Source organism: Lysobacter firmicutimachus (assembly GCF_037027445.1).
GTDB lineage: Bacteria > Pseudomonadota > Gammaproteobacteria > Xanthomonadales > Xanthomonadaceae > Lysobacter > Lysobacter firmicutimachus.
Map to the genome: position 1 here is coordinate 1744678 of NZ_JBANDL010000002.1, position 21523 is coordinate 1766200.

Here is a 21523-nt window from a genome sequence, read left to right on the forward strand (position 1 = left end):
CGGCGGTCCTAGGGCAGTGCTTCGGGAAGAGTATCGGAATAGCCGTCGTAGGCGTCGCGGCGGCGGATGCGGTCGGGACCGAAGTGGCAGGCGAAGGTGCTGCCGCGGCCGACTTCGCTGGCGATCTCCAGCCGCGCCTGGTGCAGGTGCAGCACGTGCTTGACGATCGACAGGCCCAGGCCGGTGCCGCCGCTTTCGCGCGAACGGCTGGTGGAAACGCGGTAGAAGCGCTCGGTGATGCGCGGCAGGTGCGCGGCCGGAATGCCGTAGCCGCTGTCGACCACCTCCAGCACGGCGCCGCGCGCCAGGCCTTCGTTTTCGGGGCGGAAGCGGATGCGGATGGTGCCGCCGGCCGGGGTATAGCGGATCGCATTGCTGACCAGGTTGGAGAAGGCGCTGTGCAGTTCCTTGTTGGAGCCGAACAGGTCGATCCCGGCCAGGTCGTCCATCGCGATCTCGTGCCGGCCCTGGCTCAGCGCGTTGGCTTCGCGCTTGAGCGTGGCCAGCATCGAGGCCATCGCCACGGTTTCTTCGGCGATCAGGCCGTCCTGCGATTCCAGCCGCGACAGGGTCAGCAGGTCTTCGACCAGCTGGGTCATGCGCTGCGACTGGCGTTGCATCTCGGCCAGCATCGGCGCCCAGTCCGGGTGTTCCTCCGGATCGAGCATGTCCAGATAGCCGTGGACCACGGTCAGCGGCGTGCGCAGCTCGTGCGAGACGTTGGCGACGAAGTCGCGGCGCATCTGTTCCAGCTGCAGCAGCCGGCTGACGTCGCGCGCGACCAGCAGCCACAGGTTCTCGGAGTAGGGGATCAGGCGCAGGCTCAGGGTGATCGCCGGGTTCCACGGCGAGGCCGCCTCCAGCGGCTCGGCGTTGCGCCCGGAGGCCAGCCAGTGCGCGAGCTGCAGCGGTTGCAGGCGCTGCACCACCGGCGCGCCGATGTCGCGCGGGTAACGCAGGCCGAACAGGCCGTTGGCGGCTTCGTTGAACCATTGGATGCGCTGGCTGTTGCGCTCGACCACCACGATCGCGTCGGGCATCGCCGCAGCGGCTGCGCGGTAGGCGCGCAGCATCTCGATCAGGCGGCGCTTGCGTCCGCGCATCTCGGCCTGGCTGCGGTGCAGCAGGCGGTCGAGTTCGTTCCAGATGCCTTCGCCCAGCGGCGGGGTCAGGCGCTGGCGCGCGGTGAGGCGGATCAGCACCCGGCGCAGGCGCCAGTAATGCCAGGCGACCACGCCCAGGGCGGCGGCGGTGACCACCGGCCAGGGATAGCCGATCAGAACGCCGAGTATGGCCGCGGCGACCAGGATCAGCGCGAGCTGACCCAGGGTGCGGAACCAGGCGGAGCGTGCGCGGGGCGGCATACCCCCAGCTTACGCGGCGAGCGAGGCGGAAAAACGGTACCCGGCGCCGCGAACGGTCTGGACCATGCCGTCCAGGTGGTGCGGTTCCAGGGTCTTGCGCAGCCGGCGGATGTGCACGTCGACGGTGCGTTCCTCGACGTAGACGCTGCCGCCCCAGACGTGGTCGAGCAGTTGGGTGCGCGAATAGACCCGCTCGGGGTGGGTCATGAAGAAATGCAGCAGGCGGTACTCGGTCGGGCCGATCTGCACCGGCTGGTCGCCGCCGCCGACCTGGGCGAACACGCGGTGCGCGGCGCCGTCGATGCGCAGCGGGCCGACGCCGACGCTGCCGTCCTCGTCGTCCTCGCGCGAGCGGCGCAGCACGGCGCGGATCCGCGCCAGCAGCTCGCGCGCCGAGAAGGGCTTGACCACGTAGTCGTCGACGCCGGCTTCGAGCCCGCCGACGCGGTCGTTCTCCTCGCCGCGCGCGGTCAGCATGATGATCGGGATCTCGCGGGTCAGCGACTCCTTGCGCCAGCGCCGGGCCAGTTCCAGGCCGCTGGTGCCGGGCAGCATCCAGTCGAGCAGGATCAGGTCCGGCACGCGGTCGGCGATGGCCGCCTGGGCCTCGCGGGCATCGCCGGCATGGACCGGCTCGTACTCGCCCTTGCGCAGGGCGAAGGACACCATGTCGCGGATGGCGGGTTCGTCTTCGACTATCAGGATGCGCTTCTGCACACGGTCACCGGGGGAGGCAGGGGAGGGCCTTGAAACCGCGTCAGTACACTACCGTTTTATGACTGCTCCGTGACATGGGACGGGCGGTCTTGAGCGGACTGTGACCGCAGACGCGGCCCCCGGGGCAGGCCGGCAAAGCCCCAGGCGGCGGGGCTTGTGCGGTGCAGGCGGCTGTTTCGCCGGCGATGCCTGCGCGATCGGCGACGCTCGAGTTTGGCGGCCAGATGACATGGGCATGGCAGCCGACCGAGCGCCGACGGCGGCCGTGGCGAGAGTCCGGTCCGCAGCGCGGCGTTTACTGGCGCCGCAGGTCCTCGTCGCGCACGCCCTGGCGACGCAGTTCCAGCACCGCCGGGGTGATCGCGGCGATGCGCGCCTCGATCCGGGCGCGGGCGTAGTAGTCCAGGTCCGGCTTGCGCTTGAGGTTGTTGAGCTGGACCAGGGCCTGCTCCGGCCGGCCGCGCAGGTAGGCGGCCTCGGCATAGGCCTCGCCGGCGCGGATCGCGTCGCCGGCGATCTCGCAGGCCCGGGCGAAGGTCTGCTGCAACAGCGGGTCTTCGCCGCCGCCGCCGAGCAAGGGGCGCAGCACGGCCTGGGCGCGCTGGCCGGCGGCCGGGGTATTGCGGTCGGTCAGGACCTTGGCATAGCCCAGCGCGACCGCACGGTTGTTCGGGGTCTGGCGCAGCATGGCCTCGAAGCGGGTGTCGGCGGCGGCGGTCTTGCCGGCCTGGGCCTCGGCTTCGGCCAGGGCCAGGTTCAGCCACATCTGCCCCGGGTGCTTGCGCACCAGCGTCTCCAGCGCGGGCAGCGCCGCGCCGGGCTGGTTGCTGCGCATCTGCGCCAGGGCCTGGCCGTACGCCTGGGCGTCGCTGCGCGTGCCCAGGCGCTCGTACTCGCGCACCGCGTCGCGCGGCGAGCCGGCGCTGAGCACGCGGATGCGTTCGCGGGCGAAATCGAACACGCCGGTGCCGCCGGCGGTCAGGGCCTGATCGCTGATGCGGATGCCGTTGGGCAGCAGCGGGTTGTCGCTGCTGTCGGGCAGGCTGAAAGGCGTCTTGGGAATGCGTTCGACCCGGGTCGCGTCCGGGGTGGTCGTGATCGCGGTGACGCTGTTCTTGGCGGCGATCTGCTCGGCGCGTTCCTTGGCTTCGCTGATGCGGGTGGTGGTGACCGGGTGGGTCATCAGATAGTCCGGCGTTTCGCCGTACCAGTTGGCCTTGTTGCTGCGCGAGACCAATTGCATGCGGGCGAAGAAGTCGGCCATCGCGGTGGTGTCGTAGTGACTGCGCGACAGGGTCTGGATGCCGATCCGGTCGGCCTCGGACTCGTTGGAGCGGGTGTAGTTGATCTGCCGCTGCTGCATCAGGCCCATGCCCGAGCTGACCGCGGCCATGGTCGCGTCGTCGCTGGAATTGCCGCCGGCGGCCTGGGCGGCGACGATCGCGCCGAGCATCGCCAGCAGGATCGGCAACTGGTCGCGCTGGGCGCGCTCGACCCCGCGCAGCACGTGCTGCTGGGTGACATGGGCGATCTCGTGCGATAGCACCGCGGCGACTTCGTCCTCGCGCTCGGCGGTCAGGACCAGGCCGGAGTTGACCCCGATGTAGCCGCCCAGGGTGGCGAAGGCGTTGATTTGGCGCTCGCGCAGCATGAAGAAGTTGAACGGCTGGCGCGGCTTGTCGCTGTTGGCGGCCAGGCGCGTGCCCAGGGTCTCCAGCCAGCTGTCGATCAGCGGGTCTTCCAGCAGGTAGTCGTAATGGCGCAGCTGGGCCAGCATCATCGCGCCGTACTGGCGCTGCTTGGCCGGCGTCAGCAGTTCGCCGGCCGAGGAGCCGATGTCCGGCAGCTTGGATTCCTGCGCCTGCGCGCAGAGGCTGCCGATGGCGAGGGTGACGGCGGCGGTGAGCAGGGCGATGCGGCGCAAGCGGTGGGTCCTCGGGCCGGCGGAGCCGGTCGGCTGGGCGCGGCGGCGCGGTTTCGCGCGCGCGGCGGATGCATGGCAGGATGCCGCCCGGATCGGCGGACGGCGTGAATACGTCGTTAACTGTCGGTGCGTTCATTTCCGCGGCGTCGGCATCGTGGCGTCGACGTCCGGGCGGCGGCCGGCGCGGCTTGCGGCCGCGCCGGGCCCTGCTCCGGACGCCGGCGTATCGAATGCCGGTGGAGTGCGTTCCGCCGGCGAACTTTAAACTCATCGACGCTACGCCCATATTCCGACCGCAATCGCATCCCAGAGTTCAGGCAGGAGAACCGTTTTGACCGACACCGCCCCCACGACGCCCGAGATCGTCATCTACACCACCGCGATCTGCCCGTACTGCGTCGCCGCCAAGAACTTCCTCAAGAGCAAGGGCCAGCAGTGGACCGAGGTCCGGATCGATCTGGAACCGGGCGAGCGCGAGAAGATGATCGCGCGCACCCAGCGCACCAGCGTGCCGCAGATCTTCATCGGCCAGACCCACGTCGGCGGTTACGACGACATGATCGCGCTGCACCGCGCCGGCGGCCTGGAGCCGTTGCTGGCCGGCTGAGCGGGCGCCCGGGCGGCAGCGCCGCCTGTGCCCGCGAACGACCGGCCAGGGACGGACCGGGCCCGATCCGCGGCCGGGCAAGCCGCGCCAAGGACGGCAAGCGCGCAAACGCATCCTCCGCGCGCCGCTCCTCCCTCCGTAGCCTCTCCAATCCAAGGACCCCGCGTGAGCCATTCCCCCGCCGACGACGGCGCCTCGTCGCAAAAAGACCGCGTCGCCGAATTCACCGCGTTCCGCAAGCGCATGAACGAGCGCATCCTGGCCGAACCCAACCAGGTCGTACGCCGTTTCTTCGCCCTCGACACCCAGACCTACCAGGCCGGCGCGCTGGACGTGAAGACCAAGGAACTGCTGGGCCTGGTGGCCTCGCTGGTGCTGCGCTGCGACGACTGCATCAGCTACCACGTCGCCCAGTGCAAGGAGGCGGGCGTCAACCGCGATGAGATGTTCGAGACCTTCTCGGTCGGCCTGGTGGTCGGCGGCTCGATCGTGATCCCGCACCTGCGTCGCGCGGTCGACTTCCTCGACCAGCTCGAACAGGGCGAGGCCCAGGCCCCGGCCGGTCACGACCACGGCTGAGTCTGCTCAGCGCGGCGCAAGCCCTCTGTAGGAGCGGCGTGAGCCGCGACCCCGGAGCCCGGTGCCTCCGTTTCGCGACGGCGGGACCGGGCTTTCGTGTCTTGAGGGGGCGCGAGACTGGCGCCGTGCCGCAGGGCGGCCGCCTGCGCCGGCCGTCGCGCCAGCGCGGTCGCGGCTTGTGACCGGAGGGAATCCCTGTGGGACGCCGCCCCCACCCCGGAGCGCGAGCCCCGGGAACGCCCGGCTTGGCCGAATCGGTCCGCTGGACCCGGCACGGGGCCATCCGGCCTGGGTCCAGTACGGCCGCGAATGCAGGGCGGGGCCGCTTCCGGCATAATTGTGCGGTTAACACTTTCGTTTCGTGCGCCGCGCCACAGCGCCGCGCGCCCTACCGCTGGAAGAACTGCTCTCATGACGCAAACGATTACGGTCATCCGTGGCGACGGCATCGGCCCGGAGATCATGGACGCGACTTTGCACGTGCTCGACGCGATGAACGTCGGCCTGTCCTACGAGTTCGCCGACGCCGGCCTGGTCGCGCTGGAAAAGCACGGCGAACTGCTGCCGCAGGCGACCCTGGACTCGATCCGCACCCACCGCATCGCGCTGAAGAGCCCGCTGACCACCCCGGTCGGCGAAGGCTTCAGCTCGATCAACGTCGAACTGCGCAAGCGCTTCGACCTGTACGCCAACGTGCGTCCGGCCAAGTCGTTCCCGAACACCAAGTCGCGCTTCCCCTCGGGCGTGGACCTGATCACCGTGCGCGAGAACACCGAAGGCGCGTACATCGGCGAAGGCCAGTCGCTGTCGGAAGACGGCGAGACGGCGATGCTGACCCAGAAGATCACCCGCCGCGGCTCCGAGCGCATCGTCCGCTACGCCTTCGACCTGGCCCGCAAGACCGGCCGCAAGAAGGTCACCGTGGTGCATAAGGCCAACATCCTGAAGTCGACCTCGGGCCTGTTCCTGAAGACCGCGCGCGAAGTGGCGCAGCAGTACCCGGACATCCAGTGCAACGAGATGATCGTGGACAACACCTGCATGCAGCTGGTGATGCGTCCGGAGCAGTTCGACATCATCGTCACCACCAACCTGTTCGGCGACATCATCTCCGACCTGTGCGCCGGCCTGGTCGGCGGCCTGGGCCTGGCCCCGGGCGCCAACATCGGCACCGACGCGGCGATCTTCGAAGCCGTGCACGGCTCGGCTCCGGACATCGCCGGCAAGGGCATCGCCAACCCCTGCGCGCTGCTGCTCGGCGCGGCGCAGATGCTCGACCACCTGGGCCAGCCGGAAAAGGCGACCAAGCTGCGCGAAGCCATCGTCGCCACCCTGGAAGCCAAGGATTCGCTGACCCCGGACCTGGGCGGCGAAGGCAACACGATGTCGTTCGCCAAGGCCATCGCCAGCCGCGCCACGGCCTGAGCGATACCGCTGCGATCGATCGACGACGGGGCGCCTTCGGGCGCCCCGTTCGTTTTGCGGCGCACCGCACGCTTGCGCGCGGCGCGCGGCGCTAGGCTCCTGCGGCGAGATTCCGGCAGGACGCCGTCGCCTGCCCGAAGGGGGCCGCGCGCGCATCGATGTCCGCCACCGCTGGGGAGCGGCGGCGGCCCCGCATACCGGCGGTCAGGTTCGCATCGAGGAACGTCATGAAGATCAGGAAGATGAAGGGGAAGGCGATCGCATTCGCGGCGATCGCGTTGATCGGCGCCGCCGGCACCGTCGCGGCGATTCCGCCGCGCGGTACCTGCACCGCGGAAAACCAGGGGCAGCGGATCAAGGAATACGGACCCAACGGCACCTCGCGCATCTACCAATGCGAGGACGGGGTGTGGCTGCTGTACGCGATCTGCGATTACCGCGGTTGCACCATCGTGATCTGATCGATCCCGGCATGAGTCCGGCAGGACGCCGCCGACTGCCGGCCGCGCCGCCGATGCGCGCCTATGGCGCCGCATCGCGCGCGTTGTCCCGGCGGCACCTTGCATGCATTGAGGCATCCATGAAGATCAGGAAGATGAAGGGCAGGGCGATCGCGTTCGCGGCGATCGTGTTGATGAGCGCCGCCGGCACCGTCGCCGCGATCCCGGCGCCGGGCACCTGCACGGCCGCCAACCAGGGGCAGCGGGTGACGGAGCGTGCGCACGACGGCAGCTCGCGGATTTACCTGTGCGACGAAGGCGTGTGGCAGACCTATGCAATCTGCGACCGCTACGGCCGCTGCATCATCGTGATCTGAGCGGGCGTGGCGCCGCCGTGGGCCGTCCAGTGGACGACGGCCTCGCGCCGGCCGGCCATCGCGTTATCGACGGGGCGCCTGCGGGCGCCCCGTTTTCGTTGGTGCGCTGCCCTCATCCCCCTGCGGGCCCCTTCTCCCGCAAGCGGGAGGAGGGAAGAGCGGCCGGGAAGGAGGAGAGGGGATAGGTGGAAGGGAAAGGGGGAGGATGGGAGGGGGAAGGGGGCAACATAGCCGCGTAGCGCTCCCTCTCCCGCTTGCGGAAAAGGATTGGGGCGAGGGCGGATCAAGCGCGGCAGACCCAGCCGCCGGCTCCGCCGGCAACGGATATCCCCAGCCTCGGCCCGCCCCCTAATCCCTAATTCCTAATTCCTAATCCCTAATCCCTAATCCCGAATCCCAGCTTTCCACCCCCAGCACTCGACATCCGTGATGCTGCGCTGCAAAATCGCCAAGTTTTCTAATTCATTCGGATGAAGCGATGAATGATCCGTCCCGCCCCGGCGCGCCGTTGTCCCCGAGCGCGCTGGCGCTGAGCCCGCTGCTGGTGTTCCTGGCCCTGTTCTTCGGTGCCGGGCTGTACTTCACCGCGCACGGCGATGCGATGGGCTTCTACCAACTGCATGCGCCGGTGGCGATCCTGCCGGCGCTGGCGCTGGCCGCGTTCATCGCCTGGCGGCGCGGGATCAAGCCGCTGGAGACCCTGCTGCAGGGCATGGGCGACCACAACGTGGTGCTGATGTGCCTGATCTTCCTGCTCGCCGGCGGCTTCGTCGAAGTGTCCAAGGCGATCGGCGCGGTCGACGCCATCGTGGCGCTGGGCGTCGGCAACGTGCATCCGGCGTTGCTGCTGCCGGCGCTGTTCGTGGTCGCCGGCTTCATCTCGATGTCGCTGGGCACCTCGATGGGCACCATCGCCGCGGTCGCGCCGATCGCGCTGGGCGTGTCCGACGCCTCCGGCCTGGACCGCGCGCTGGTGCTGGGCGCGGTGATCGGCGGCGCCACCTTCGGCGACAACCTGTCGGTGATCTCCGACACTGCGATCGTCGCCAGCCGCACCCAGGGCTGCACCATGCGCGAGAAGTTCCGCGAGAACTTCAAGCTGGCGCTGCCGGCGGCGCTGGCCACCCTGGTGCTGCTCGGCTTCCTCGGCGAGACCGCGCCGGTCGACACGCCCGATCCGGTCTCGCCCTGGTTGATCCTGCCCTACCTGATCGTGCTCGGCCTGGCCATCGCCGGCATCGACGTGATCATCGTGCTCAGCCTGGGATTGGTCGTGGCCGGCCTGTTCGGCGTGTTCTTCGCCGAGGACTTCGGCTTCGCCGCCTACACCAGCCACATCTGGGACGGCTTCGAGAGCATGGTCGAGATCACGCTGCTGTCGTTGCTGGTCGGCGGCCTGGGCGCGCTGATGAAGGCCGCCGGCGGGCTGGCCTGGCTGGCGCAGACGATCGGCAAGTTCGCCCGCGGCCACCGCAGCCGCCGCGCCGGCGAAATCAGCATCGCCGCGCTGTCGGCGACCACCGACGTGTTCACCGCCAACAACACGGTCGCGATCCTGATCAGCGGCGGCCTGGCCCGCGATGTCGCCCAGCAGCACGGCGTGCCGCCGGCGCGCGCGGCCAGCGTGCTCGACATCTTCGCCTGCGTGACCCAGGGCGTGCTGCCCTACGGCGCGCAGATCCTGCTCGCCGCGTCCTTGAGCAAGGTCTCGCCGCTGCAACTGGTCGGCAACGTCCACTACAGCTGGCTGCTCGGCGGCATCACCCTGGTCGCTATGCTGTGGCCTTCGCGCAAGCGCACGGCCGAGGCGGCGTTGGGCTGAACCCAGCGACACGCAGGACGATCGGCCCGATTTGTCCGCGATGCAGCCCGGCTTTGGCCGGGCTGCTTGCGTTGGGACGCGGAGCAGGCGCACAGGCGCACGCCGCCTTGCCGCGATGCGGATTCAGTCCTGCGTGCGCCCCGGGGCGTCGATCAGCAGCGCCTGGCCGGGCTTGAGCACGGCCTTGGCGGTCAGGCCGTTGCGCTGCAGCAGGTCGGCGACGCGGATGCGGTAGCGCTTGGCGATGCTCCAGGCGTTGTCGCCGCGGCCGACGGTGTGGCGGCGCGGGGCCTTGGGCTCGCGCGGCGCGGCGACGTCTTCGTCGACCGACGCCTCGGTGCGCGCGGTTTCGGCCGCGACGGCCGGGCCCGATGGCAGGGCGCCCTCGACGACCGCGAGGTCGGCCGCGACCGGCCCCGGCGAGCCGACCGCCGGCGCCGCCACCGCCAGCAGCGGCGCGCGCTTGCCGCCGGCACGGGCGATGCGGCCGTCGCGGAAGGCCGGGTTCAGGCGCAGCAACTGCGCGGCGTTCTGGCCGGTGCGCGCGGCCCACTCGCCGATGCTGTCGACGTCGGAGGGCACCTCCACCGCATCCAGTCGCGGCACCGGCCGGTCCAGCGCGGCCAGCCACTCGTCGCGGTCGTCGGCTTGTTCCATCAGGCAAGACAGGGCGTGCAGCTTGCGCACGTAGGACGTGGTGATGTCGGACAGGCCGCTGAGGCGGTCGTGACGGGTCTGGGCGATCGGCGTGCCGGCGCGCTTGACCGCATTGAGCACGCGGTATTCGCCGGCGTTGTAGGCCATCACCGTCAGCCGCCAGTCGCCGCCGAACATGCCGTGCAGGGTCTTGAGGTAGCGCACCGCGGCGCGGGTCGATTCGACCGGCGACAGGCGGCCGTCGTAGCCCTCGCGCATCGGCACGCGGTGGTTGCGCGCGGTCATCGCGATCATCTGCCACAGCCCGGCCGGGCCGGCGGCGCTGCGCGCGCCGGGGCGGTAGCCGCTTTCGACGAAGGGAATCAGCGCGTACTCGGTCGGCAGGCCGGCCTCGCGCAGGGCGTCGACCACGTAGCCGAACAGCGGCAGCAGGTCGTCGTCGGAGGCGGCCAGGCGCTTGGGCGCAGTGGCGAAATGCTGGCGCCAGCGGCTGCTGACTCCGGGTTCGCAGCTCGGGTCGGCCAACCCTTCGCGGAAGCGGCGATAGATCTCGTGGCCGTTGCGGGTCGCGGCTGCGGGCTCGTCGACGGCGGTCGCGGGCTTGGCGGTCGCAGGCGGTTCGGCGAAGGCCGCGGTGGCACCGCCCAGGCCGAGCGAGCAGGCCAGGGCCGCGCCCAGCAGCCGGCGACGAGCGCCGCGCGCAGCGACGGCGTTCACGCCTGGAACCCGTCTTTCCAACGCCGCAGCTCGGCGAAGGCTTCGACCTCGTCGGCCGGCGCGCGGCCCAGGCGGGCGGTCAGGCTGCGCAGCACGGAAGCCTCGCGGCTGCGCAGGAAGGGGTTGGTCGCGCGTTCCTCGCCGAGCGAACTGGGAACCGAGGGACGTCCGGCGTTGCGCATGCTCTGGGCCTGTTCGATGCGGCGCGACAGCGCCGGATTGTCGGGTTCGACCACGCGCGCGAAAGCGCCGTTGGCCAGGGTGTATTCGTGTCCGCAGCAGACCCGGGTGTCGTCCGGCAGGGCCGCCAGCCGGGTCAGCGAGCTCAGCATCTGTGCGGCGGTACCTTCGAACAGCCGGCCGCAGCCCAGGCTGAACAAGGTGTCGCCGCTGAACAGCAGGCGTTGGCCATCGCTGCCGCTGCCGCTGCGGTCCAGGTAATAGGCCACGTGGCTGCGGGTATGGCCCGGTACCGCCAGGACCTGCAAAGTCCAGCCGGCGACATGCACCCGGATGCCGTCGTCGACCCGCACCGTGGCGTCGCCGATGCGCTCGTCGTCGGGGGCGAATACCGGCAGGCCCGGCCAGCGCTCGCGCAGCGCGGCGGTGCCGCCGATGTGGTCGTTGTGGTGGTGGGTCAGCAGGATTCCGACCGGGCGCAGGCCGTTCGCGGCCGCGGCCAGCACCGGCGCGGCGTCGCCCGGGTCGACGATCAGCGCGGTCTCGTCGTCGCTGCCGCACAGGGCCCAGATGTAGTTGTCGCTGAGGGCGGGCAGGGCGAGCAGCCGCATCGTCGGTCTCCTGGCGAACGCCGGCGCCGGATCGCCGGCGGGGCGGGGGCTCGGCTTGCCTGGCCGGCGCGGGAGGCGCACAGTCCGGGCGTAGCGGTCGCCGCGGTCCGGGAACGGCCTGGGCCGGTCGCCGGGTCGGGTTTGCGGGACAGGCGGCGCGCTGTCGCCGACGGTTCCGCCGCCGGCGGTAGTGTCACGGCGATCTGCGACCCTGGCGGCGCCCCGGTTCCGTCCGGAAGCCGCCTCCGGCGCAGCGGCGCTTCCCCGCCGGCTCCGCCCCGTCCCTGCGAGACGCGAACATGCCCGCCCTGTCCCACGGCCGTCAACCCGAGACCGACTCCGCCAGCGCCCTGCACTGGTTCGGCGAGGTCGCCGGTCAGGGGCTGCTCGAGGTCGAGGCGGCGGCGATGAGCCGGGTCCTGGCGGCCAGTCCGGCCTTGCCCTGGGCCTGGTTCGGACTGCCCGCGGCTTCGCCGCCGCGCGGGCGCGGGGTGGTCCTGCGCCGCAGCCGGCTCGGTTTCGACGGCGCGGTCCGCTGCCGCCTGCCGCTGCCCCTGGCCAGCGAGGCCTTCGGCGCGGTCCTGCTGCAGCACGTGTTCGACGACGGGGTCGACCCGCGGCCGCTGCTGAGCGAATGCGCGCGCATCCTGGCCCCCGGCGGGCGACTGTGGCTGGCGACCCTGAACCCCTGGAGCCCGTACCGTCTGCGCTGGGCGCGCAGCGGCCTGGCCGCGCGCGATGCCGGCCACTGGCAGGCGATGCTGCGCGTGTCCGGCTTCGCCGCCGATTCGGTCAGCCTGCAATGGCTGGGGCCGCGCTGGCGGGTCGCGCACGGCGACGCCGGAGTGGCCGCGGCCGACGTGTTCCGCGCCGGGGTCGCGCTGAGCCTGACCAAGCGCGTGCACGCGGCGATTCCGCCGGCGCGGCTGCAAGTGCTGCGCTGGCAGGGCAGCGGCGGTTTGATTCCGCGCGCGCAGCGTGGCTCGACCCGGGGCGCGCAACGGCGATAATGTCCGGCTGCCGTTCAAGAGAAGCCGTTGCGTGAGCCAAACCAGTACGGGCGTCGAAAAGACCGTCGAGATCAACACCGATGGCGCCTGCCTCGGCAACCCCGGGCCCGGCGGCTGGGCCGCCTTGCTGCGTTACAAGGGCCGCGAGCGCGAGCTGTCCGGCGGCGAGCCGGACACCACCAACAACCGCATGGAGCTGATGGGCGCGATCATGGCCCTGGAAGCGCTCAACGAGCCGTGCCGGGTGGTGCTGACCACCGACTCGCAGTACGTGCGTCAGGGCATCACCCAGTGGATCAACAACTGGGTGCGCAAGGGCTGGAAGACCGCCGGCGGCGACCCGGTCAAGAACCGCGACCTGTGGGAGCGCCTGCACGCGGCGACCCTGCGCCATTCGATCGAGTGGAAGTGGGTCAAGGGCCATTCCGGCGACCCGGACAACGAGCGCGTGGACACCCTGGCGCGCGTGCAGGCGGAACGGCTGCGGCCCTACCGACCGTAATGCACTGACGAGAATCCGCGAAGACCGGCAGCGGCGCACAGGCGCCTGGCACGCGACCAGGCCGCCCGGCATCGTGTCGGCCGCCGCGCGCTCCTTCCACGCATCTGAGACAATCCCCCCATGCGCCAAATCATCCTGGATACCGAAACCACCGGCCTGAGCTGGGAACGCGGCAACCGCGTGGTCGAAATCGGTTGCGTCGAGTTCATCGAGCGCCGCCCGACCGGCCGCACGTATCACCAGTACATCAAGCCCGATTGCGAGTTCGAGGCCGGCGCGCAGGAAGTGACCGGCCTGTCGCTGGAACGGCTGGCCAACGAGCCGCCGATGGAAGCGGTGGTCGAGGAATTCCTGGCCTTCATCCAGGGCGCCGAGCTGATCATCCACAACGCGGCCTTCGACGTCGGCTTCCTCAACAACGAGCTGTCGATCTGCGGCGCTCAGTACGGCAAGCTCGCCGACCACGTCAGCAACATCGAAGACTCGCTGCTGCTGGCGCGGCAGCGCTTCCCCGGCCAGCGCAACTCGCTCGACGCGCTGTGCAAGCGCCTGGGCGTGGACAACTCGCACCGTCAGCTGCATGGCGCGCTGCTCGACGCCCAGATCCTGGGCGAGGTCTACATCGCCCTGACCTCGGGGCAGGAAGAGATCGGCTTCGGCGACACCGTCGTGGCGACGCAGAACGCCCAGGTCAGCCTCCAGGTCGACCTCGGCGCGGCGCGGCCGCGGGTGGTGGTGCATGCGGACGAACTGGCCGCGCATCGCGTGCGGCTGGAGAAGCTGCGCAAGAAGGCCGGCAAGTGCGTGTGGGACCAGGTCCTGCCGGAGCCGGCGCTGGAAGCGGCCGAGGCCTGAGCGCGGGCCGCGCCCACGATGCAACGCGCCGGCAGGCGGCGCGTTCTGGATTTTTTTGAAAATCATTCGATTTTCGCGGCCCGTCTAAAGACGTCCAATCGCCTGCGGCGCCGCTTCAGTGGCTGCGCACCAGCACCACGGTGACGTTGTCCGAGCCGCCGCCGTCCAGCGCCGCGGCGACCAGGGAGTCGACGCACTCCTGCGCGCTGCAGTCGTTGTGCGCCAGCACCCGGGCGATGCTGCGGTCGTCGACCTCCTCGGTCAGGCCGTCGCTGCACAGCAGCAACTGCATGCCCGAGCGCAGCTCGCCGGTCATGGTCTCGACGTTGAGATTGCGCGGGTCGGTCACGCCCAGGGCCTGGGTCACCACGTTGCGGTGCGGATGGCTGCGCGCCTGTTCGTGGGTGATCGCGCCGTTGGCGATCAGCTCCTGCACATAGCTGTGGTCTTGCGACAACTGGGCCAGGTGGCCGTCGCGCCACAGATACACCCGGCTGTCGCCGACCCAGGCCACTTCGAAGCGGTTGCCGGCGATGCGCGCGGCGACCACCGTGGTGCCCATCGGCAGGGCTTCGTTGCGCCGCCGCGACATGCGGATGATCTCTTCGTCGGCGATCCGGATTGCCTGCGCCAGGGCGGTGCCGTTGCGCACCTCGCGCACGATCACCTCGCGCGCGAGCGCGCTGGCGACCTCGCCGTACTCGTGGCCGCCCATGCCGTCGGCGACCAGCCACAGCCCGAGTTCGCTGTCACCGTAGTAGGTGTCTTCGTTGAGTTCGCGGCGCAGGCCGACGTGCGTGAGGTGTCCGAATTCGATCATCTGCCGGTCGTGCCGTTCGCGTCCGTCGTGTGCGCCAATGCAATGAACGGAATCATCGCGGTCCAGCGGCCGCGTAGCAAGAAAGCGTGATCCCTGCACGGCTTCATGCACGAGGACGGATGAAGGCCGTGTATGCGTTGAGGATCGACGTCGCCCGCTCGCGCGCGTGAACCGGCGTTGCGTGCGACGTGATCGTGTCCGCAGCCTGGCCTGCGTCGGCCCAACCGAGGATGAAGCCTGCGCCGCCGCCGTGCCGGACTCGGCGACGCGCTGTCGCCGCCGTGGCCGGACGCTTCGCCGGAAAAACAAAACGGGCCCCGAAGGACCCGTCGTGTTGCGTATCTGGCGGAGAGGGGGGCCGCCAACGTGCTTCCGCATCGTTCCATATTGGTTCGTCATTTGCAACTAAGTCGTTGACCTTCAACAAATTATCGTCCGCACAACTCCATCTCCTTCCGCTATGATCCGCTGCCCAATCATGGGTACGGTCATGGGTAGGAGAGTGCATGGCGAAAGGAATTCATCGGTTGTCGGTGCGGCAGATTGCCACAGCCAGAACCGGACATCACGCGGACGGTGGCGGCCTTTACTTACAGGTGACCAAGACCCTTGCGCGTAGCTGGGTGTTCCGATACCAGCGCAACAAGCGGCGTCGCGAACTCGGGCTGGGAACGGCATCGGTTGTGACGCTCCAAGAGGCCAGGGAGCGCGCCGTGGAGCTTCGTAAGGCGCTTGCGAGAGGGGAAGACCCGATGGCCGCAAGACTGGCTCGTAGAGCTGCACAGCGGCGCACCTGGGGTGAAGTCTGCGAGGAGTACATCGAAAAGGCTTCGACTGAGTGGAAGAACGACGCTCAGGCGGCGCAGTGGCGCCAATCCCTGACGGATCACGGGCCGGATGCCAAGTTGCCGTTAGAGCACGTCACTGACGCAGTGGTGCTCGCCTGCCTACGGAAGATTTGGGAGAGCAAGACCGAGACCGCAACACGGCTGCGCGGACGCATCGAGCGCATTTGGGGCTATGCCCACTATGAGAAGTGGGTGACCGGTGAGAACCCGGCCAGGATGAAAGGGCACTTGGAACATGCTCTGCCCAAGGCTTCCAAAATCAAGAAGGTCAAGCACCACGCGGCAATGCCTTACGCCGACGTGCCTTCGCTGATGCAGCTATTGCGTAAGCGTGATACTAAGTCGGCCAAAGCACTGCGGTTCACGATCTTGACCGCCGCGCGTACTGAAGAAACCGTGGGCGCGCCCTGGTCCGAATTCAACTTGGCGAAGGCTCGTTGGGTTATTCCGGGTGAGCGAATCAAGGGCGGAAAAATGCATGTCGTGCCTTTGTGCGATGAGGCGCTCGAAATACTCAAGTCCATGCCAAAGGGTGAGCCGCCGTTCAAGCTGTCCGAAAATACGATGCTGTATCTGCTGAGCAAACCGGACAAGCTTGGGTTGCCCTATACGGTCCATGGTTTCCGGTCGTCGTTTCGAGACTGGGCGGCCGAAGAAACCGAAGCCGAAAACTTCATCGTGGAAATGGCCCTAGCGCACACCATCAAAGACAAGACCGAGGCCGCTTACCGGCGCGGTCAGTTGATCGCCAAGCGCAAAACGCTGATGACGGCCTGGGAAGCCTTTTTGAAAGCGCCGGCCAAGGCCAAGAATCGAGAGTCTGAGGCCGCCGAATAGGCGGCCTTTTGTTTGGATGCGTTGCCCGGTCACGCCGGCCCGGTTCCCGGTACGTGGCCTGTCCCGACCTTCGGCATCGCAGCCAGGGCAACGCCCCGCGCAGGCTGGCGACGTGTCCACCGATGGCGGCGCGCTCGCGGCGATCGACCGCCGTCTGTGTGCTGATCCTGGCCTTATCCATATAAAGCCCCACGGGTTGGGGGGCCATCGGAAATCGGTAACTTCGGTAACCGGGTCAAAAAAGCGATACTTTCTGTAGCCATATCAATAGCTTGCGATAGGGGCGGTGCGGTAACCTATTCGGTAACCATGAGGTAACTAGTTACCGTTTTTAGAGGTAACCTTTAGTCATCTTAAATGTCTTAAAAATCAATAGCTTGAGTTTCGGTTACCGCAAGGGTTACCGAAAGTTACCGAGCTACGGTAACCAATAAATTCCTTGTAATTCAAATGGTTATCTGGATTTTTTGGGCGAGGTTACCGGGGTTACCGATTTCCGGAGGCCACCCAACGCGACCGGTGCGGACGCCTGCCAGCGACCTACAGACCAAGCCATGCATAGCTGCCCTGTTGCCGGCCCTACCCGAGGGGGCCGAAACTGCCCGTTAGGTGCGTCAATCTGCGTCGCGTGCGCCCCACGATCTGATGCGAGCCCGAGACTGTCTTTGCCTGTCTTTTGTGCGGGCTCGCATTTGAGTCGAAAGCCGCACATGTAGTGGGAAGGCGTGGCGGGGTCTCGACCGCGCGCCAGCGCGCCGAATGGCCGTTGCGGGGGCGCACCGCCCGGTGACCCCGCAGATAGGCTTGGGGTGTGCCTGTCCGTATCTGCGGCCGTCGTGCGATGGACTTCTCTGACCCCGGCGTCAGAAAAGTCTGACGCGCCTGGGGTGCCGTCTAGGCGATACTCAAGGCCACGGTTCGCATTCCGCTTACATGCGTTCTGCAATTGCCGACAAGGAAGAATTCATCTGATGAGCATCGAATCACATTCAGTCACGACGCAGCCATCGGGAGTGCCGACGGGTCATTTCTATGTCCTTCAACCTGATATCTACAGTGGCGGTCCCGGCCACGGTTTGACATTTTCAAACCTTGAACGGTTGTTGACGCCGCCCCGGCGCATTCTTCGGCCAGCCGATGGCGGTTTTCCCGTCCTGCCCGAAATTCCCGTCCTCATTCAGAGCGCTTCTGGGCGTCCGTTGAAGGACTTAGAGGGAGTATTTAGCGGGTATTGGCTCGTATCTGAAGAACTAAAGAAGGTGTTGGAGCGCCACGACGCTGATGGATTCGCGTTTACGCCGTGCAATGTCGTTTCGGCTGATGGCACTTCGCTTGGCGAATATCATCTCTGCGACGTTCTGAGAGTTATCGATGTTCTGGACGAAAGCCTGTCGAGGCTCGATATAAGAATCGGCGAGGAGTATGCGAAGGGGAAACACTACCGCATTGGTCCTGGCGCAAGTCTAGCTTTCAGAGAGCATGAAATATCTGCGGCTCATGTGTTCAGAACGCCATTTTCTAGCTATGTCTTCTGCGACAAGAAACTAAGGGGCGCGATCATTGAAAGCGGATGCGTTGGCATCTCGCTAGAGGATGCTGCGGATTTCTGAGGCCATCTGTGGCAATGGACTAGTGAGAGAGCAACGGAACTGCCAAAATGAATGACAAGCTACAGCATACTTTTGAGCTGCATCATTGCATCGAACAGAACAACGTTTTCGAGAACAGCGAGCTATTGCAAACGCTGAGCCGAGACAAGCTATATAGCATCAACAATTCTGGCAATTTAGTTTACTTGCCCGACGGAAAGCCACTCGGCGCCCAGCTAGAGGTTTCCCCTCACGTTGGCGGGCATCTGAAGTCCTACACAAACGTAGTCGTTAGCGCGTTGAAGGACATTGAGGACAGCGCGGACTGGCAGTCGTACCTAGAGACCGGAGACCAAGCGACGGCGCAAAGAGTGGTGCAGCGAGTGCATCACGTCGAAAGCACGATAAAGACCGCCCTGGTGAACGGCGATCTTTACACGAACAACACGCATGGACTATCGAATAATCAGGTTCGGGCGATCAATCAGGACTTCCACTCAAAGTTCTACACGTATCAAGAAACGCACGCCGCACAAATCTCTGACATTGCGAAACTTGACCCGCCACAGTCGCAATGGGTCAGCGTTCTTCGCACAGAACAGCAGGCCCTCGACGCAGTTCAGTTGGTAAATAGGCCGGGATTCAAGCCCAGTCTCGGCACGGCTGCTGACGGGCGAGCCTCTTTGTTGGAAGCGATAGAGCAAGCGCATAGCGCCGGACGCTTAACTCTTTCGGCGGAAGGATTGGCTAGCGCGCGCGACTCTCTTGCGAACAGCAGTTTAAATTCGGTGCAGGCCGAACAATTGGCGCCCAAGGTTGGCGGGCGTGCTATGGCGATTAAAGGCATCGTAGCCGCTGCGGGGGCCGTCAGCATCGTGGAAGCCGCAGAAGCCAGCGAGCGCATATCGTCATCCTTGGATCGAGATAACCCGCTTGCCGCGCAATCGCACGCAATGCACTACGGCGGACGCGGTGTCGGCGGTGTTGCCGGCGGCGCCGCCGCTGGGCTCCTCGCAGGCTCTTGGAGCGGCCCAGGCGCGCTTGTAACTGTTGCAGTTGGCGCTTATGTCGGCAGCGAGGCCGGCGAGAAAGTCGCGAAGTGGTGGGACAACCGGCAGGTTTATCACCAGACCGACCGCGACGACGTATCGTGGGAATTCACCGGCCGGCAATGGGTGCGCGAGCGGACGGCAGACCTAACCCGCGACGGCAACGACAATCCAACCGTAACTACATTCGCCGCGCCGCCGGAAAAAGCGCGGGAATTGAATCTGGCCGCGCTTAACGCGGCGACTGCTTTAGAACTAAAGGACGTACCGCCGCCGCGCAGCCCCTTTGTTCAACCGCAGGCACCGGGGGACACTCCGAGTCTAGATCCCGCGCCTTGGGAGCGTAATAGCCGCACCGGGGAGTGGGAACGTAATGTGGTGGTCGGCCGCATCGATCACGGAGCGAATAACATTCGTCCCGAAATCGCATCGCCGCAGCGTACTGCCGCGTTAGAACAAGCCGCAGACCAGGTCATCCGCGAAAATATCGCTAACGGTCCTGCGCCTATTGCGTCGCGCTACGAAATTGCGTTTCGCGCGAGCGGCTTTGACGGCGAGAAACTACCCGCCGCAACAACGGCGCTGGCGCAGGGCTCCGTGACCGCCAGCAACGGCGAGTTGTACCGCCGCGACGACGGCGGCCAATGGCTGAGCATGAGCGGCACCCCCGCACCTGGAAACCTGCCGGTCGAGTTGGAGCGGACCAACGCCGAACTGGCGCCGCAGTTGGCCCAACACCGGCAGTACGTGGCCGCGCTGTCTCCCATGCAGGCACCGCCGGCCGAGGATCGCGACCGCGCCATTCTGCTAGACACGTATCAGCAGCGCGGCGTGAACCCGACGCAAGCGCAGATGGACGCGTCCATGCTCGCCGTTGCCCGCACGCGCGAAGCGAATGGAATCGGGCCGGGCATGACGACGTTTCAGCTTGAGCCCAACGCCGCAGGCGAGTACGACGTGCGCAGTCCGATCGCTCACGTTTACGGGTACGCCGATGGCGTCCGGCGCATCGCGGCCGTGACGACGGCGCCAGAGATCGAGCAAGCGCTAACCGAAGTTCGAGCCCGTCCGGCTCCGATCCCGGACACACCCGAACTGCGCATTGAGGCGCTATCGCCACAGCAGCGGGAGGCCCAGGAACAGGCGCTGCGGGAGGCGAATCGGCTTGGTCTATCGCGCGATGACGTGCAGTTGACCGCACAGCAAGCGGCAGCCGCAGCGGCGATTGCAGCGGATCGCGAACCGGAAATCATCACGCGCCCCATTGAAGCCGCCCGCGCCCAAGCGGCGCCACGGCCGGAAGCGGAGCCCGCCCCCGTACCGTCGCCGTCGGCCCCTAGCCAACCGGCCATGCCCCCGCCGTCGAAAGCGGAACCGCCGCCGGAAGCCGCCCAGGCCGAGGCGCGCACAGATGAAGCGCGCAAGCCTACAGAGCCCGCGCAGCCTGCCGCCGAAGTTCAGCAGGCAGCGCCGCGGCCACTGTCCGCGCAGAATGACGCGCAGGCCGCGCCAAGCGCGCCGAGCGACCATGACGACGCCCTGCGTCGTGGCAGCGAGGGGCAAGACGTGGCATTGCTGCAATACCGCCTGGATCGCATGGGCTATCGCGGGCCGGAAGAAACATCCCTGCCGCAGCATGGACGGTTTGACGCCGCAACCGAGCACGGCGTGCGGCAATTTCAAGAAGCCAATCGCCTGCCCGCCACGGGCATGGTGGACCCGGACACGGTACAAGCCCTGGCGGTCGCGCAGCAGAGCCGCGCTGTTCGTCCGGCGCCTACGGAACAGCGGGAACATCCCGCCGCGCCCGCTCGCGAGCGGCAGCCTACCGTGCAGGCTCAGGACGCCGCGCCTGCGGCAGTCGCGCCGCCGCCCCTATCTATGCCGGATCGCCGCAGAGAAGCGCACGAAGCGTTAGAGCCTGCGCCGTCTCAGCCATTGGAATCGCACCACGCTGCGGTGCTCTCTGCACGGGAGCATGGGGCCGCCAATCCCGCCCCCGAGCGCCTGCCGGCATCCGATGTAGGCCGGACCGAGCCGGACCACACGTCGCGGCAGTCCGAACCGGTTGGAACGCTCGCACCGCCGCTTGGCGATCACGAATCCGAGCCCGACAGGCGCGCCGCGCCATCCGAGCACGCCAGCGGCTCGCCCAGTCACGCCGAATCACAAGCTGGCATTCAACGCGCCACAGCCGATCCGACCGTTGATCTCTCCCGCTTCTCGCGCGAGGATCAAGCGATGATGGCGAAGATCCGCGAGGGCTCTCCCAACGGCATATCCAATGAGCATCTCGCGGCGGCGATGTTGGCTGCAAAACGCAACGAAATACCCGATGCAGGGAGCATCAAGCTAGTCGCCGTGGTGGGGGACACCCTATGGATAGAAAAGAACACCCCAGGATTCCACACGCCCGCCGCAACGCTTTCGCAGCAAGCGCCATCACTGGAAAATACGTTGCGCGAAACCCAAACTTTCAACGAACAGCAGGCGCAGCAACAAGCGCAGGCGAGGGAGTTGGAGCAGCAGCAACAGAACGAAAAGCAGACCGCAGCGATGCGGCCGCAACTGTAATTCACTATGGCCCTATCGG

At 67.4% G+C, this 21523-nt stretch carries 18 protein-coding genes; 12 read left to right on the plus strand and 6 right to left on the minus strand.

What is annotated here, in order from left to right:
• Positions 1-8 precede the first annotated feature (8 nt).
• The 3 genes from phoR to V2J18_RS07590 form a co-directional block, all read right to left on the minus strand.
• On the minus strand, positions 9-1364 hold the full coding sequence (gene phoR / locus V2J18_RS07580; protein ID WP_064746238.1) for a phosphate regulon sensor histidine kinase PhoR: 1356 nt from the start codon (positions 1362-1364) through the stop codon (positions 9-11).
• A gap of 9 nt (positions 1365-1373) precedes the next feature.
• Positions 1374-2081: a phosphate regulon transcriptional regulator PhoB gene (gene phoB, locus V2J18_RS07585; protein ID WP_064746237.1), complete on the minus strand. Its 708-nt coding sequence runs from the start codon at positions 2079-2081 to the stop codon at positions 1374-1376.
• Positions 2082-2376: 295 nt separating this feature from the next.
• The gene (locus V2J18_RS07590) at positions 2377-4005 is read right to left on the minus strand and encodes a M48 family metalloprotease (protein ID WP_064746298.1); all 1629 of its coding nucleotides are present in this window, start codon (positions 4003-4005) and stop codon (positions 2377-2379) included.
• 331 nt (positions 4006-4336) lie between these two features.
• Between V2J18_RS07590 and grxC the strand changes: the two genes are divergently transcribed.
• The 6 genes from grxC to V2J18_RS07620 all read left to right on the plus strand — a co-directional run bounded on the left by grxC (position 4337) and on the right by V2J18_RS07620 (position 9255).
• Positions 4337-4612: a glutaredoxin 3 gene (grxC, locus tag V2J18_RS07595; RefSeq protein ID WP_087960655.1), complete on the plus strand. Its 276-nt coding sequence runs from the start codon at positions 4337-4339 to the stop codon at positions 4610-4612.
• 243 nt (positions 4613-4855) lie between these two features.
• Positions 4856-5191, plus strand: a complete 336-nt coding sequence (locus V2J18_RS07600) for a carboxymuconolactone decarboxylase family protein (RefSeq protein ID WP_261369980.1) — start codon at positions 4856-4858, stop codon at positions 5189-5191.
• Between the two features lie 411 nt (positions 5192-5602).
• Positions 5603-6616 carry an isocitrate dehydrogenase gene (locus tag V2J18_RS07605; protein WP_064746234.1) on the plus strand — a complete coding sequence of 338 codons (1014 nt, stop codon included), beginning with the start codon at positions 5603-5605 and terminating at the stop codon, positions 6614-6616.
• Positions 6617-6843: 227 nt separating this feature from the next.
• Entirely contained in the window at positions 6844-7077 is a 234-nt protein-coding gene (locus V2J18_RS07610) for a hypothetical protein (protein WP_064746233.1), read from the plus strand.
• Positions 7059-7433, plus strand: coding sequence for a hypothetical protein (locus tag V2J18_RS07615; protein WP_336131449.1), 375 nt, complete (start codon positions 7059-7061; stop codon positions 7431-7433). The genes V2J18_RS07610 and V2J18_RS07615 overlap by 19 nt, the downstream gene beginning before the upstream one ends.
• Before the next feature lie 478 nt (positions 7434-7911).
• On the plus strand, positions 7912-9255 hold the full coding sequence (locus V2J18_RS07620; protein ID WP_336131450.1) for a Na+/H+ antiporter NhaC family protein: 1344 nt from the start codon (positions 7912-7914) through the stop codon (positions 9253-9255).
• Between the two features lie 123 nt (positions 9256-9378).
• Here V2J18_RS07620 and V2J18_RS07625 read toward each other — a convergent pair whose 3' ends face one another.
• The gene (locus V2J18_RS07625; RefSeq protein ID WP_336131451.1) at positions 9379-10629 is read right to left on the minus strand and encodes a lytic transglycosylase domain-containing protein; all 1251 of its coding nucleotides are present in this window, start codon (positions 10627-10629) and stop codon (positions 9379-9381) included.
• Positions 10626-11420, minus strand: a complete 795-nt coding sequence (gloB, locus tag V2J18_RS07630) for a hydroxyacylglutathione hydrolase (RefSeq protein WP_336131452.1) — start codon at positions 11418-11420, stop codon at positions 10626-10628. Before gloB ends, V2J18_RS07625 begins: the two co-directional genes overlap by 4 nt.
• A gap of 299 nt (positions 11421-11719) precedes the next feature.
• Here gloB and V2J18_RS07635 point away from each other — a divergent pair, with 299 nt between their 5' ends.
• The 3 genes from V2J18_RS07635 to dnaQ all read left to right on the plus strand — a co-directional run bounded on the left by V2J18_RS07635 (position 11720) and on the right by dnaQ (position 13787).
• Positions 11720-12430 (plus strand): methyltransferase domain-containing protein, encoded by a 711-nt coding sequence (locus V2J18_RS07635; RefSeq protein ID WP_064746228.1) that lies wholly within the window; start codon positions 11720-11722, stop codon positions 12428-12430.
• A 31-nt stretch (positions 12431-12461) separates the two neighbouring features.
• Positions 12462-12932 carry a ribonuclease HI gene (gene rnhA, locus V2J18_RS07640; RefSeq protein ID WP_064746227.1) on the plus strand — a complete coding sequence of 157 codons (471 nt, stop codon included), beginning with the start codon at positions 12462-12464 and terminating at the stop codon, positions 12930-12932.
• A gap of 120 nt (positions 12933-13052) precedes the next feature.
• Complete coding sequence (gene dnaQ / locus V2J18_RS07645) at positions 13053-13787, plus strand: DNA polymerase III subunit epsilon (RefSeq protein WP_336131453.1); 735 nt, start codon at positions 13053-13055, stop codon at positions 13785-13787.
• A 115-nt stretch (positions 13788-13902) separates the two neighbouring features.
• Here dnaQ and V2J18_RS07650 read toward each other — a convergent pair whose 3' ends face one another.
• Positions 13903-14607: a PP2C family protein-serine/threonine phosphatase gene (locus V2J18_RS07650; protein WP_064746225.1), complete on the minus strand. Its 705-nt coding sequence runs from the start codon at positions 14605-14607 to the stop codon at positions 13903-13905.
• Positions 14608-15113: 506 nt separating this feature from the next.
• Here V2J18_RS07650 and V2J18_RS07655 point away from each other — a divergent pair.
• The 3 genes from V2J18_RS07655 (at position 15114) to V2J18_RS07665 (ending at position 21504) form a co-directional block, all read left to right on the plus strand.
• Positions 15114-16292 carry a tyrosine-type recombinase/integrase gene (locus V2J18_RS07655; RefSeq protein WP_336131454.1) on the plus strand — a complete coding sequence of 393 codons (1179 nt, stop codon included), beginning with the start codon at positions 15114-15116 and terminating at the stop codon, positions 16290-16292.
• 971 nt (positions 16293-17263) lie between these two features.
• Positions 17264-17902, plus strand: coding sequence for an imm11 family protein (locus tag V2J18_RS07660; RefSeq protein WP_336131455.1), 639 nt, complete (start codon positions 17264-17266; stop codon positions 17900-17902).
• Positions 17903-17949: 47 nt separating this feature from the next.
• Positions 17950-21504, plus strand: coding sequence for a peptidoglycan-binding protein (locus V2J18_RS07665; protein WP_336131456.1), 3555 nt, complete (start codon positions 17950-17952; stop codon positions 21502-21504).
• The last annotated feature ends 19 nt before the right edge of the window (positions 21505-21523 follow it).

Bases quoted from the DNA above. Each gene is read 5' to 3' on its own strand.
- dnaQ (WP_336131453.1), top strand. From the start codon at position 13,053: ATGCGCCAAATCATCCTGGATACCGAAACCACCGGCCTGAGCTGGGAA.
- phoR (WP_064746238.1), bottom strand. From the start codon at position 1,364: ATGCCGCCCCGCGCACGCTCCGCCTGGTTCCGCACCCTGGGTCAGCTC.
- gloB (WP_336131452.1), bottom strand. From the start codon at position 11,420: ATGCGGCTGCTCGCCCTGCCCGCCCTCAGCGACAACTACATCTGGGCC.
- V2J18_RS07620 (WP_336131450.1), top strand. From the start codon at position 7,912: ATGAATGATCCGTCCCGCCCCGGCGCGCCGTTGTCCCCGAGCGCGCTG.
- V2J18_RS07650 (WP_064746225.1), bottom strand. From the start codon at position 14,607: ATGATCGAATTCGGACACCTCACGCACGTCGGCCTGCGCCGCGAACTC.
- V2J18_RS07605 (WP_064746234.1), top strand. From the start codon at position 5,603: ATGACGCAAACGATTACGGTCATCCGTGGCGACGGCATCGGCCCGGAG.
- V2J18_RS07660 (WP_336131455.1), top strand. From the start codon at position 17,264: ATGAGCATCGAATCACATTCAGTCACGACGCAGCCATCGGGAGTGCCG.
- V2J18_RS07665 (WP_336131456.1), top strand. From the start codon at position 17,950: ATGAATGACAAGCTACAGCATACTTTTGAGCTGCATCATTGCATCGAA.
- V2J18_RS07600 (WP_261369980.1), top strand. From the start codon at position 4,856: ATGAACGAGCGCATCCTGGCCGAACCCAACCAGGTCGTACGCCGTTTC.
- V2J18_RS07635 (WP_064746228.1), top strand. From the start codon at position 11,720: ATGCCCGCCCTGTCCCACGGCCGTCAACCCGAGACCGACTCCGCCAGC.
- V2J18_RS07610 (WP_064746233.1), top strand. From the start codon at position 6,844: ATGAAGATCAGGAAGATGAAGGGGAAGGCGATCGCATTCGCGGCGATC.
- V2J18_RS07655 (WP_336131454.1), top strand. From the start codon at position 15,114: ATGGCGAAAGGAATTCATCGGTTGTCGGTGCGGCAGATTGCCACAGCC.